The sequence below is a fragment of the Paraflavitalea sp. CAU 1676 genome, from assembly GCF_029223285.1.
In the GTDB taxonomy this organism is placed as follows: Bacteria; Bacteroidota; Bacteroidia; order Chitinophagales; family Chitinophagaceae; genus Paraflavitalea.
On record NZ_JARHUJ010000005.1, the window covers coordinates 591,742 to 603,742 of the forward strand.

15 protein-coding genes are annotated in these 12,001 nt (G+C 37.6%); 1 reads left to right on the forward strand and 14 read right to left on the reverse strand.

Annotation, left to right across the window (positions count from 1 at the left end; translation table 11 throughout):
- Window positions 1-4: 4 nt before the first annotated feature.
- The 8 genes from P2H89_RS18770 to traM form a co-directional block, all read right to left on the reverse strand.
- Window positions 5-847 carry a DUF3150 domain-containing protein gene (locus P2H89_RS18770; protein ID WP_275829654.1) on the reverse strand — a complete coding sequence of 281 codons (843 nt, stop codon included), beginning with the start codon at window positions 845-847 and terminating at the stop codon, window positions 5-7.
- Window positions 848-883: 36 nt separating this feature from the next.
- Entirely contained in the window at window positions 884-1,984 is a 1,101-nt protein-coding gene (locus tag P2H89_RS18775) for a VWA-like domain-containing protein (protein WP_275829656.1), read from the reverse strand.
- 12 nt (window positions 1,985-1,996) lie between these two features.
- Window positions 1,997-2,995 carry an ATP-binding protein gene (locus P2H89_RS18780; protein ID WP_275829658.1) on the reverse strand — a complete coding sequence of 333 codons (999 nt, stop codon included), beginning with the start codon at window positions 2,993-2,995 and terminating at the stop codon, window positions 1,997-1,999.
- 45 nt (window positions 2,996-3,040) lie between these two features.
- Complete coding sequence (locus P2H89_RS18785; protein WP_275829660.1) at window positions 3,041-3,331, reverse strand: hypothetical protein; 291 nt, start codon at window positions 3,329-3,331, stop codon at window positions 3,041-3,043.
- Between the two features lie 13 nt (window positions 3,332-3,344).
- Entirely contained in the window at window positions 3,345-3,644 is a 300-nt protein-coding gene (locus tag P2H89_RS18790) for a hypothetical protein (RefSeq protein ID WP_275829662.1), read from the reverse strand.
- A gap of 336 nt (window positions 3,645-3,980) precedes the next feature.
- Window positions 3,981-5,081, reverse strand: a complete 1,101-nt coding sequence (locus P2H89_RS18795) for a hypothetical protein (protein WP_275829664.1) — start codon at window positions 5,079-5,081, stop codon at window positions 3,981-3,983.
- A 3-nt stretch (window positions 5,082-5,084) separates the two neighbouring features.
- Complete coding sequence (gene traN, locus P2H89_RS18800) at window positions 5,085-5,912, reverse strand: conjugative transposon protein TraN (protein ID WP_275829666.1); 828 nt, start codon at window positions 5,910-5,912, stop codon at window positions 5,085-5,087.
- 31 nt (window positions 5,913-5,943) lie between these two features.
- Complete coding sequence (traM, locus tag P2H89_RS18805) at window positions 5,944-7,095, reverse strand: conjugative transposon protein TraM (protein WP_275829668.1); 1,152 nt, start codon at window positions 7,093-7,095, stop codon at window positions 5,944-5,946.
- A 1-nt stretch (window position 7,096) separates the two neighbouring features.
- Here traM and P2H89_RS18810 point away from each other — a divergent pair, with 1 nt between their 5' ends.
- Window positions 7,097-7,330 carry a hypothetical protein gene (locus tag P2H89_RS18810; protein WP_275829670.1) on the forward strand — a complete coding sequence of 78 codons (234 nt, stop codon included), beginning with the start codon at window positions 7,097-7,099 and terminating at the stop codon, window positions 7,328-7,330.
- Between the two features lie 142 nt (window positions 7,331-7,472).
- On the opposite strand, the gene traK is transcribed toward P2H89_RS18810, so the two are convergent.
- The 6 genes from traK to P2H89_RS18840 all read right to left on the reverse strand — a co-directional run bounded on the left by traK (window position 7,473) and on the right by P2H89_RS18840 (window position 11,992).
- Window positions 7,473-8,090, reverse strand: coding sequence for a conjugative transposon protein TraK (traK, locus tag P2H89_RS18815; protein WP_275829672.1), 618 nt, complete (start codon window positions 8,088-8,090; stop codon window positions 7,473-7,475).
- Between the two features lie 28 nt (window positions 8,091-8,118).
- Window positions 8,119-9,171, reverse strand: coding sequence for a conjugative transposon protein TraJ (traJ, locus tag P2H89_RS18820; RefSeq protein ID WP_275829674.1), 1,053 nt, complete (start codon window positions 9,169-9,171; stop codon window positions 8,119-8,121).
- Window positions 9,155-9,796, reverse strand: coding sequence for a TerB family tellurite resistance protein (locus P2H89_RS18825; protein ID WP_275829676.1), 642 nt, complete (start codon window positions 9,794-9,796; stop codon window positions 9,155-9,157). The genes traJ and P2H89_RS18825 overlap by 17 nt, the downstream gene beginning before the upstream one ends.
- An 11-nt stretch (window positions 9,797-9,807) precedes the next feature.
- A complete protein-coding gene (locus tag P2H89_RS18830) occupies window positions 9,808-10,326 on the reverse strand; it encodes a hypothetical protein (protein WP_275829678.1) in 519 nt (172 codons plus the stop codon).
- Window positions 10,327-10,452: 126 nt separating this feature from the next.
- Complete coding sequence (locus tag P2H89_RS18835; RefSeq protein ID WP_275829680.1) at window positions 10,453-11,304, reverse strand: hypothetical protein; 852 nt, start codon at window positions 11,302-11,304, stop codon at window positions 10,453-10,455.
- Between the two features lie 10 nt (window positions 11,305-11,314).
- Complete coding sequence (locus P2H89_RS18840; RefSeq protein WP_275829681.1) at window positions 11,315-11,992, reverse strand: conjugal transfer protein TraI; 678 nt, start codon at window positions 11,990-11,992, stop codon at window positions 11,315-11,317.
- Window positions 11,993-12,001 lie beyond the last annotated feature (9 nt).

Here is a 12,001-nt window from a genome sequence, read left to right on the forward strand (position 1 = left end):
TGTTTTAGCAATTGAGAAAGGCACCCACAGTGGAAAGGATTGCTTCGGCCTGATCTGCTTTTTGCTTGCGAAGTCGTGTATCATGTCTCAGATCGTCAGGATCAACTATTAGATCCTTCATATTTTCAATGACATTTGAAATATCACGATCTCCCGTAAAGTTTAATCTTGGCAAGGTTTCAATTAAATCTTCAATATTGTTTACCAGGCTGTCCCGAAAAACTGCATCATGTTCCTTTAGTTTCTCAACCATATGTTGCACGGCATCTCGTATTCGCGACCAAATATTTTTGGTTGCATCAGAAATGCGTTGATAAATCTCAGCCTCAATGTTTGACTTAATATTGTCTACTTCCTCCTGGTCAACATTGAGCCTGAAATCAGAAATGTTCGAAATCGGCATAAAAGTCATATCCATGCTGAATTTCCGTTTCATGTCAGAATGTGATGGGTAATCCTGTTCCCTAAACATCCCATTCAAACGGGCCTTTGCTTCTTCTTTTAATGAAGGATAAGCCCGAATAAATAAGTCAACTTTTGAATTGAAGTCCTCTTTGTACTTAGAGAACTGATTTAAAAACTCGAAGTAGTTGGATGTTGGCAACAGGCGATCGCCATTGTCGCCCCAGGGAAGAGAATTATCGTATAATAACGTTCTGGTTGCACTTGCGACTTTCTTAATCGCTGATAATTCTTCTTCTTTGATCAGATTTTTATTAAATCTACCAGCGTCGTGTGCATTGTGTGTTTTTTCTATTTCATGTGATACAGTTTTGTCGTACTTGCGTGCGCTCCATTGGGATATTTTAATATTAACCAATAAGGCCCTTTCAGATAAGTTTTTCATCTGTAAATAATTTTCGATTAAATAATTAAGATTAGGCTACACGATGCAGATCACCTCGCCAAACGGTGGATTAAATTCGTAGTCGTAAACTTTGGCCCATAGGACGGGCATGTCTGGCTCTTGTGGGAAGCTATTACAACAGCCGTCAGTTAGATAAACTACGGCTTTAGGTTGAAGATCATGTTCTTCGATATATACAAAACCTGGCTTAAAGTCTGTTCCGCCACCACCCTTTGGTTCCAGGTGAATTGGTTCATCTTGTTCTATCCTTTGAATAGATTGTACTTCTGCATCAACATACAGTATATCCAAACCAATATTAAACGTGTTGACAATATCAAATACTTCTGCCGAAAACTGGCTTATAGTTTTGTTGGAGATGCTTGATGAGGTATCCACTATTAACGTGACTCTACCAACTTCTATGGATTCTAGTATAGGTAGGTATAGATTTTGACTAAGATAACGTGGTGATGGTTTTATCCAAGAATAATCATTCCTTGCAACTTCTGATAAGAATCGGGTCAGTACCTCTTGCCAGGAAATCTTAGGCTCAAGAACGTCTTCAACCATTCTTTTTAGGTGGCAAGGCATACAACCTTGCTTCTCTGCTATTAAGGTGGCCTGTGCGATTGCTTGTTTTATTTGGGCTTCAGTTTGTTGACGATTTTCATTATTGGGCAGATCTAATACATCACCTGTACCTTCTCCATTTGAACGTTCATTTTCGTCGCCGTAATCGTCCTGGGGTAATCGTTCATAAATGTATTCCGCACTTCTTCCTTCAAAATCAGGATTTACTAGGACATTAGAAGGGAGATTGAACTTTGAAGCAAGTAACAAAGGATTAATGGCGTAGTCTGTAGCGTCATTCCATCTTTTTATATTTCTCTGATTCCGTCGAGTATGATGAAGCATTGTTACATGCATAATTTCATGTGCAATTACTCCTTTCACTTCTTCTGTCGATATTGAATCAATGTATTCGGGATTATACCAGATATTTATTCCATCGGTAACTGCTGTTTTGATGGACAAATCGGCAACATATTTGAAGCGAAGTGCCAGGCTTGCAAAAAATGGCTGTTCCATAATCAGTTGAACTTTGGCTTTCTTGATTTTGAGTTCTGCGTTCATGACAAGGAAGTTTTAGTTCAGGAAGCTGGGATAGTCTGCGGCCCATTGGATAAACGCTTTTGTATTTCTAAGGCTTCTGTCCCTGATAGTAGCGGCAGTCATGCAGGCAAAGGCATTTTCTTCAGGAAATCGTTTAAGATAAATTGAAATCGACCCAATGTTTTGTTCACTCATCTTATTAGCAAGTCCATTCCCAATCGCATATAAAATTCCAGGATCATCAGGAACAGGCGCTTTATGTGGATTCATGATAATTTCATCAAGGGAAGGTAAATGCCTGTATAGTGTTAAGAAATTTGAGTATTCTATTGCAAAAGTTTCTCCAGCAGCGCCTTTAAAAACCTCAAACTCTAGTGAATACGACAATCCTGCTTTTTGCTGCCGGCCAACGGAAGTAATGGTTCTTGGAGAAGGCGAGTTTACAATTTCTTTGGTGGCTGTAAATTCGGTAAGGATATTCGGTCTGAATTTAATAAAAGCAATTAATTCAATAGGCATATCGTTAACAAGAGCCCAATTGATCCAGTCCTCAGCATCTACTTCCAACTCAATTATTGATGCAAATCGAGATTTAATAGGTTCGAGAAGACCACCGACACCTGCTTTGTCTTCTCTTCGGTTTGTGGCAGAAACAAATGTAACAGCATCACTAACCTTGTGGTCGTTTATTCGTCGGGCTAAAAGTAACTGCATACATGCAGCCTGCACACTAGTAGATGCTTGTCCAAGATCGTCCAGAAAAAATATTGTCGGTTCTTTAGCGGCTATGATTTTGTGAAGGTCACCGAAAGGCAGAAAATCCGCTGTGCCTTTCTTATTTGGAAATGGTAGGCCTTTGTAGTCAGTTGGATCGCTAACTACAGGGTGAGAAATTATTAATTCAGCTCCAGTAGCATTTGCAGCTTGTGATACAATATCCGATTTGCCAATACCAGGTTTTCCTTTAATTAATACTGGAAAGCGGTGATCGAAGGCGAAATGTAGGTATTCCGCTAATGAAGATGGTGTCATTATGCAATAATTAAATAGTTAAGTAAAAGATTGGGATAGGTGAACCTAGAGAAAGCGTTGACCGGTTAGTAATTTTAGGATATAAAGGATCCAATTCTGAAAATCAATGGCAGTTGCTTCTTCTTTGCAATCAGCGATGGTAAATGTTTCGCCGGACTTGTCAGTTATTCTGACTGACCAAAAGGTAGCTTCTTGTGGAGTGGTAGTTTGAGTTATGAACTCTTCATCGTCTTGAACAATTATGCATGGAACTCTTGAGATGTTGTTAAACCCATTTAAGGGCGGCTTATGTACCACAACATTCCAATATTCAATAGAAGGTTTATTGTCTTTCATATTTGTGTTGGTTTTATTGATTGTAAATAAGTTGCCCTTGATAATAAATCTGAGAAATGGCTACCTGGTCAGATGTGAGCTGATGATCAGCGTTAAGGCAAAAACACCCTTTTTCAGGGTAATTTCTATGCACATAACCTCCATACAATAAAAGATGTTTCAGAAATAATTGTACTGTGAATGTGCTTACAGTATGCGCGACCTGCTCTTGATACCAGAAGCATAATTTAGAAATTTCCAACGGAGTTTCCAGAATAATGCCTGTCACTGGACAGCGTGTAAATACTTGAATATTCTTTTCGGATGGATTCATATTGAAGTTTTAGAGTGACTAAATGGTTTTCCTTTATTGTGCTGTTTTTGCCCATAATTGTTAGATATACTTGCCCATAGTAAGAGGCAAAAGATGAGAAAAAAACAGCGGCGCCGCCCGGAGCATTTTCCAAACCCTAATGATTGGCGGGGGCGGGTGGAGGTAAAAAAATAAAACATCAACGAGCCGCCCCCGAAGGGTGGGAAAACAAAAAAGCGCACTCGTTTTGTGCGCTTTTTTGTTGTGTTGGGTTTGGAAATGTCTGGGCAGCCGCTATTTTCGCGGTTTTCTTTTGCCTCTTACTATGGGTTAGTATATCCCATTAGTCGTTTTCATTTATCTGATTCCTTTCTTAAAATCAACTTTGATAACATTATCAATACTCTTATTAAGTACTTCGACGGCTTTTTTTAGGTTTAAATCTTGTGAATTGCCTAGGTCCTTATAATCCATTAATTCACCCCTGTAATCAATAATTCTTAGTTTTTGTTCTTGTGGAAATGCTAGTAATTGAACTTTTTTAGTTTCGCCATTTATTCTAACCTGAATCTCTTTAGATTCTCCGTTATTCAAAGCGTTTATAATTTGGTTCTTTTCTACATTTTTGAATTTGATTGGGAGTTTGTTAAGTTCTGCAGCAAGGTCGAATTGTATATAAATATGCTTTGTTAGCTTATGTGTATTATCAATTATTGCCCAGTGATTCGTTGCCTGGTCAACCATAACGGATCGGCCTGAAACAAGGTTTGCTGCTTTTTTTGCCGAAAACAGAACTTCGTTTTGATGAGAAAACACTTTCCAGTTTGAGTTACTCGGTTTGCTTATTGATTGCTCCCAATTCGCTCGTAAAGCAGCGTCGAATGTTTCAAAGACATAGGTAGCGGACCCTTCTATCCGTTTGAAGTGTAAAACAAAATCAGTAGACGGGTTTTGCAGATCGGCATATCTTAAATGAAATTTGGGCAATCCCTGCATTAACATTTTCTCCAAATAATTATCAATATCCAGAGTAAAACCTGCTTGTTTAAGATGAATACTGAGGTGTTGGACATTTTCCTTTACACTGGCAGATTTTGTGTGAGCGTCAAGACGTTTCGAAAAGTCATCAATAATATTTTGTCTCAGTAAAATGGAGTTAATTAGCCACCTTGTTAGTTGGCCATTAACTAAATAGTTCAAAAACGTTGGGTGCGCTTTGACTCTAACTTTTCGAATTTCATTTCTTATAAAGGCACGGGTATTTCTTTCTGGTTTAGATAGATCTTTATTGAACGTTTTCAGTAAGTCTTTTAAAAACTCCAGTTTCAGTCTTGCAGCATCACTCTTATTTGAAAACGGACTATTAATTGCGAACTTTGCGTCTTGTTCTGCGTAAAATAGGACCGCATCAAGGAGCCTGTTTGTTTCCTGCGTAAAATTCTGAAACAATTGAGACATTAACTAGAGTTTAATAGCCTTATAAAGATCCTTATTCCGAATTTCAATAATGAGGTTTCTGCCACCGTTCTTTTCTTGAACTTCCAATATCAGTTTTCGTCCACGCGGTATTGATCGCTGTTTGAAAGCAACTATCCAGGTATCAATTCCTTTCCCTGTAACAACTGGTAAATCATCTTTATATACTAAGTCAATCGTGGAACTCTGCTTGGAAGTATTTTTAGCCTGTTTTTTATCAGTAATGTAGAGTTTTGCCCAGTCTACTTCGAAAGGGACAAGAGTACGGTTTTGAAACTCGGTTTTCAAGTAAATTGAATTGTCTTTGAGAAATATACCGCTAATTGATAATTTTATACATCCATTTATTATTCGTCTATGCATCCGAGTGCCTCTGTTCTTGATTTGCTGAACAATTGATCGAATCTCTCTATTGTTAAAACTACTGGCATTTTGGAATCTAAGTAAAGAATACGAAGAGTCTGTTAAATTCACATTGTATGTAGTATTAGCTGGAGTTTCTTTATAGGAGATTGTAAATGGGTAAACAATTCCGTCAGAAGTGATTACATGCAAGTTGCTACTCGTAGTAAACGGTTGTTTTGCTTTTACTCTTAAAATATTCTCTACATTCGGACTTTTGAAAGCGGCAATCTCTTTAATTCCCCGATCGACGTCTTTTATTGCCCATGGGAAAATGATTACTGTCGTAGCTCGATCTCCGATTTCAATATGATGAGTGTTTATTGGCTGCAATGTCCCCACGGTCCCAACTTGAGCGAAACCTAAAGCCGAAATAATCAAAAACACTAGAGTGGAAATAATATCTTTCATTATGAAGAATTTATTTTATTTGGAATATTTATTACTGTAATAATATTTGATGGCCCGCTTTAAGCATGGCTTTGGGAGTTCTTACTTTTTTGTTAACAAATTGTTGTATAGTTTGGATACCCGTTGCAGCGATTTGTCCTGATATTGACGGATTAAAGTTCTGTAGAGAACGTCCCATGCTTTCCTTTACTGCTGTTCCGGCGGTTGAACTTTGAATATTTATACCAAGCAATCCATCTAAATCATAAGCCTTAAGTTTTACCGGGAAGATTACGTTGTTAAAGACTATCCTTTCGACATTAATTATTGCTCTTTGGCCTGAAAGACTGCAAACCCCAAAAACAGTTTGGTTCGATGGTATTTTGGTGTTATCTATATAGATATCTTGTTTTAGCCTTAGTTCTACTGCGGATCCTTCTTGAATTATTTGATCCGTATTAACAATTGCTGCAATAGATGGTTTTAGAGTAGTTGGAGATAATGTCTCAGTTTCCAAACCAAAAAACAATTCATTCGTTTTCTCACTGTTTGTTGGTGCAATAAGCACCTGGTTAATTTCGGTGCTATCCGACACTTCACTTAGTGCTGGTGCTGGATTCTGGAGGGCAACTATCTTATTTAGCATCTGGTCAAACTTTTCCAGCTCCGGATCGCTGGAAGTTTGAGTGGCATAAGTGGCTTCCAGTAGTTTTTCTAATCTTTTTATCTCTGCATCTGATTTACTGGTAGACCTTGTTTCGTTCTGTGTTTCAAAATCTCGTGGGCGATTCCTTGCGCTAGCTGCTAACTCCTTGTCTATTTGTTCTAGCTGCTCTTTGATTTTATGCTCTTGCTCAGATAGAGCTTTCAGTTTTCTATCTTCAGTGTTATTATCAGGAATTTCCAAAGTGTCATCAGCGGGGCTTAGATCCCAGTAATTTTCTTCTTTGGTATTATTTTTTGCTTTAAGCAAAGAATCTTCCTGCGCTTGCATATAGATTTCGAGTTTGTTTTTGCTCTTGTCCTTAATTTTAGGATTGGGCAGATTCTTGTTAAAGCCGGTCTTAACTTTTTCGCTGGTTTCATCTTTATTACTACTCCTGGGGGATAAACGATAAATGACAAAACAGATAACTAGAATCGGAATGATACAGCAGCCAGCGAGAACAACAATTTTCCTTCGTTTACTTTTAAGTTGTGACATAATGTTTAGTTATTTAAATAAGTTTGAATCTTTAAGGGGAGAACTCTTAGAGGTTGTGTCTTTTCTATTGGCCTTTTCAGGCAAGGAAATATCAGGAGCGATTGGAATCCGTTGGTCTTGGGGGAAAATGCTTTTAATTCTCGGAATGGAAAAAATGCTACTGCAGAAGGTGTATGAGAAATATAGGATAAACAATGCAGCTATGGTTCCAAATGCAAGTTTTCTTTGTTTATAAGTTAACCGGTTTTCCCACGAAGTCATTTTTGCACAAAATTTGACGCGGACCGAATTGATGATTAGGTTCCAATCCTCTTTAGGTATAGATTGGTTGTTTCCAACAACTTTCGACTGTTTACGTTTGAAGTTGAAAATCATATTTATCTTTTGGTTTCAATTAAATCCTTATTTTCTAAGACATGCCAGCGTTCAATCTGCAAGCCGTGGGGGTTATTGTCCGAAGCCTGGGTGACACGCACTGTTCCTTCTGTTATTAAGGACCTGGTTACAATTGAGCTTGAGCGGATAATTTTTAATTTGCCCCTGTAAGTGAATCTCCATGGCGTTTTGTTAATATCTACTTCAACACTGTCCATTTCAATTTCCTGGCTAATGCTTGCCGCGATTACAGAAGTGTAATAACCGTTTTCTCTTAAATTGTCATATTCTTTGCTTGCTGTATTGTCGGCCAGGTGTAGCGATTTATCAATGTTCCTTTTTATGACCTTTTCATCGGGTTGTAAAGTATAAAAGTAGAAATGAAACATTTTGACATGATCCCTGATTTCAATTGGCCACATATTACCGCGTTGTTCAGCAAAAGCCTCGAACACTTTTCCGTTTGCAATTACGAATATTCGCTTTTCCTTCTCTCTTAACAATTTCATTGTATACATGATGGAATAAATAGATATCCCAGTGCTTGCTAAAATGATAAGCACACTGATAAGTCTCACATATTTGAATGCCGTGTCGATATTTTTGAGTTGTTGAAACACAGGTCACCTTTTTAAATTAGAAATATTCTTATTTCCCCATCGCTCCCTTAGCCATTAAAATTGTAGATGTTATCTTCGATGCCAGCGGGGCAGCTCCCGAAGCCTGGACGATATAGTTGGCCACATTGGGGATGCTGAAATAACCAAGAATTGCGATAATGAGAAATATAAAATATCCAATATCCGTTTGGCCAAAACCTATGAGGTTCCCATTAGCCATATCATCAATGCTAATTTCAAGCATGCCTTGTTGTATTTTGGATATTAAGGCTCCAAAAATGTTCGCTACGGGCAGCCATAGGTAGATATTAATGTATCGCCCAATCCAGGATACAAGGGCCTGATGAAAACCATCGTAAATTGATAACGATAAAACAAAGGGGCCCAAAATTGATAAAATAAGAAGTTGGAAGGTTCGCATAGCGTCAATACACAATGAAGCAGCATAATATACAGTTTCAAGGATGATAGCAATAAGTAGTTTTATAACATACGTTATTCCATTAGTCAGCAAGGCAATTGAAAACGATGCTCCTTGACTAAGAGAGTTTTCGCCAATGTCTTCTTCCTTTCCATACTTTCTCCATTCTTCATCATCATTCCCTATTCCGCCTGCGAGCGTTTTCCATTCCTCACTCTTAAGTATTGCATCCCCACGTTTTTCAAGGAGTACGTATACAGCATCGTTTTCTCTTTTTACCATGTCATTTGTTGCGGCGACTGTTGGATAAAGAATCCCGTTTAGTAGACCAAGAAAAATTGGGTAAAAACTGAGGACCAGTGTAATTACGAATGGCCTAAATAGAGGAAAGAAATCTATGGGCTCTGCTGCCGCCAGATGTTTCCATACTCTTACTCCGATATACCATATCGCACCGAATCCACCGATTGCAATTGAAGCCTGAAGTAAATCGCCAGCTAATGGTATTATGTTCTTATACAAATTGCCCAGTACCTTGTGAAATGAAGTAACTTCTTCGTTGATAGTTTGAGATAATGCAAAGTTCGGAATTAGGAAGAGGAGGATGAGCAAAAGTGAGACTGATCCAACATGTCGCATATAATTATTTGGAGTATTCATATAGCTTGTTAATAGTATTGTTTTCTTTTAGTTGATTCTTCCGTTGCATGCCCATTAGTTTTACCCTATCAATGAATGTTGATACGGATTCTAGCAAACGGGCATTTCTTTCAAAAACTCCATCAATTGCTGTTAGCCGTTCAGCATCATTCATCCTGACTTTTCCTGCTGTTATTACCAGAAGCAGTTCTTCCATATTTTTAACAGAGCGGTCAAGAATAGACTTTAAGACCTCTTTCATATATGAAAGTTCTTTTTGCTGAAATATTAAGCGTAGATCACTATCAAATAGAAGGCTTCTGCAGCTTTTAACTATTTTTCGTTGCATATTTACTATTTCAACAACTTTATGGTACTTTTTAACTGTCGGACTCGCTTCCCAAAGTGCACTTAAAAAGAGATTGTGTAAATTGAAATTAGACTCTGATAGATTTTTAACTGTGTTGTATCCTTTTGTAAGGATTTCATAACCATCCTTCATTTGACTCAGAATTTCCTTCAATTGATTAAGCTTTTGAATATTTAGGATTAGTTGTTCCAATTCGAAATTCTGTGCTTTAACGATGTTGGGAAGGCTGGATAAAAGCAACATACAAATGCATAATCGGGCAAATAATTGTTTCATTAGTTCAGACTTTATTTATGCAACATTTTAAGATTCTCTACTTCTCTTTTTGCAAAAAATCTCTGATTGTCAAGAAGGGAACATTGATTATAAACAGTGGTCACCCAGACATGCTTATCTTTTACTCTTTCATAGATGACTGTTATTCGATGCAGGCGTTCGTTGTCACTCATGGTGGTTTCTTCGTTTTTTAAAACATTATTCAAGTCTATCAAATCGTCCGATAGCATGTCAAGCATTTTATTTTGCTGAAAAGATATATTCGAGGCTTCCTCAATATTAAAGTTGCTTTGAGCCCTATTAAGAAGTTTATTTAGTCTTGAGTTTAGTATATTGATATCTTTGGCCGTCTTAAGGGTTTCTTGCACAGGGGAATAATTGGACACTGACGGCTTTGTGGTATTTAAACTCATAAAGAATAAATCATGCAAATTGAAATCGCCCTGTTTAAGTTGTCCGTAGAGATCCAGTCCTGATTTAACGATTTTGTATCCTTCTTTTAAGAAAGATATGTATGCTTGTTGCTTCACAATCTGCTCAATATTGTACTTTCGTTGGGTCTTTTTTTGCCTGAACCATTCGTCCCAGGTTTGACTGTGACTCGTAACTGAGATTGTGACCAGGATGGCAGAGAATATGAACTTCAGAAACATTGGTTAGCGTTTAGGTTTGCACTCCTGAGAAGTAGTTTCTTTCAATTTGCAGGCATCTGTTATACTTCTTGCACGTGCCAGATCTAGCTTATTTTGCATCAGGTTTGTAACTTCTTTCACAGATGGAATTTGTTCACCTGGTTTGAGAGTTATGGAATGTTTGCAATCCTGTATTTGGAGGAACAGACCTGTGGTATTGATCCTGGGGATTTCCGGAATGTATAGGCAGTGAATTTTGGTCCTAATTGGACCATAGGGCAAATCACCCTTTAGATCAGTCTGTAGGTTGAAAAAATGCCTGGTTTTATCCTTCATACTCACAGATTGGTCGATTTTATTAAGTTTCCTGTGAATCCAGCCGGGTGGTTTGATCGAGGCGTTTTCATATCCAAGCTCAGTTATACAGGAAGCAAAAGATTTTATTACTTCGCTTTTTACCTGTCTCTCTTGATAATCAAGCGCCTGGTTTATATTTATAGAAAATTCTTTCAGCCTTTCATATATGTCTCTTGAATGCCATAGGTCTTCAAATCCATCAATATGTATTGCCAGCGGAACCTTATTTAATGTTGCCTCAAGTTGTTTAAGTGTGAGGGAATTATTAAATGAGTTGAACTCATAAGTAAAATCGAATAGTACCTTGTCCTGGCCATGATTAAAGCTGCCGAACATCTTTACTGATAAGTGCTCGTTATCAAACAAAACAATGTCTTTATCTAATATATCCTGTACGGCAATCCGTAAATGGGTTTTGTACATACCATCTTCTTCACCATTATTTAACGCCTTTTCATTATATCCTTTGTCCCTTAGAATTCTGGCATGTTCTCTAATGATTCCCTCAATGTCTTGCATTACTTTGATTTTAGAAGTCTCGAATCTTTTTCAGGCTTTCCAGTTGTTGTTTGGCATTACCTCTTTGGAGGCTCAGTACCAAATTGCGTTCGTTAAAAGAGCGTAAGGCTGATAAATGCTTCTCCATTGAATTTGCAGTTTCATTAATCATTTTCAGTCGGTCGGCATCTGACATTTGAACCGTGAACGAATTCATTATTGAAATGATATCATTGACATCGTTGAGGCTCGCTTCAAGAATATTGCTATATACTCCTATGATATACTCTCTTTCATTGGATGAAAAATGTGGATCTTTGATAACAATCCCATAAGCTCTTTTGTATTCGGAAAGCAATTGCTTCTGCGTGCTGGTGATATCCTTAAGCTGACTGTAGTAAGCCAATACGGACTTCATCCTCCATAATTCATCGAAGTATTCCTGGTAGATTTCCTTTTGCCTATTTGTCCATTCGGCGATTTCTTCTAGTTTTAGCTTTGTAAGTAAATTCTCCAGCTTCTTTTGAATATTTTGAAGGTCTATTGTCCGATTTTGTTCACGCTGTACTTTTAAGTCGATGGCCCGGATGACTTTTTTTGCGGCTTCTTTTATAGCTTCAATTATGATGTCTTGTGAAAACGATCTGCTAGGAACAATAGATCCGATAAATAATAGCAAAAAGAACAATTTGTGAAATCGAAGGCCCATAAACTATAT

Excerpts from the sequence above, each read along its gene's own strand:
- P2H89_RS18770 (WP_275829654.1), bottom strand. The coding sequence starts at position 847 with ATGAAAAACTTATCTGAAAGGGCCTTATTGGTTAATATTAAAATATCC.
- P2H89_RS18775 (WP_275829656.1), bottom strand. The coding sequence starts at position 1,984 with ATGAACGCAGAACTCAAAATCAAGAAAGCCAAAGTTCAACTGATTATG.
- P2H89_RS18780 (WP_275829658.1), bottom strand. The coding sequence starts at position 2,995 with ATGACACCATCTTCATTAGCGGAATACCTACATTTCGCCTTCGATCAC.
- P2H89_RS18785 (WP_275829660.1), bottom strand. The coding sequence starts at position 3,331 with ATGAAAGACAATAAACCTTCTATTGAATATTGGAATGTTGTGGTACAT.
- P2H89_RS18790 (WP_275829662.1), bottom strand. The coding sequence starts at position 3,644 with ATGAATCCATCCGAAAAGAATATTCAAGTATTTACACGCTGTCCAGTG.
- P2H89_RS18795 (WP_275829664.1), bottom strand. The coding sequence starts at position 5,081 with ATGTCTCAATTGTTTCAGAATTTTACGCAGGAAACAAACAGGCTCCTT.
- traN (WP_275829666.1), bottom strand. The coding sequence starts at position 5,912 with ATGAAAGATATTATTTCCACTCTAGTGTTTTTGATTATTTCGGCTTTA.
- traM (WP_275829668.1), bottom strand. The coding sequence starts at position 7,095 with ATGTCACAACTTAAAAGTAAACGAAGGAAAATTGTTGTTCTCGCTGGC.
- P2H89_RS18810 (WP_275829670.1), top strand. The coding sequence starts at position 7,097 with ATGTTTAGTTATTTAAATAAGTTTGAATCTTTAAGGGGAGAACTCTTA.
- traJ (WP_275829674.1), bottom strand. The coding sequence starts at position 9,171 with ATGAATACTCCAAATAATTATATGCGACATGTTGGATCAGTCTCACTT.
- P2H89_RS18825 (WP_275829676.1), bottom strand. The coding sequence starts at position 9,796 with ATGAAACAATTATTTGCCCGATTATGCATTTGTATGTTGCTTTTATCC.
- P2H89_RS18835 (WP_275829680.1), bottom strand. The coding sequence starts at position 11,304 with ATGCAAGACATTGAGGGAATCATTAGAGAACATGCCAGAATTCTAAGG.
- P2H89_RS18840 (WP_275829681.1), bottom strand. The coding sequence starts at position 11,992 with ATGGGCCTTCGATTTCACAAATTGTTCTTTTTGCTATTATTTATCGGA.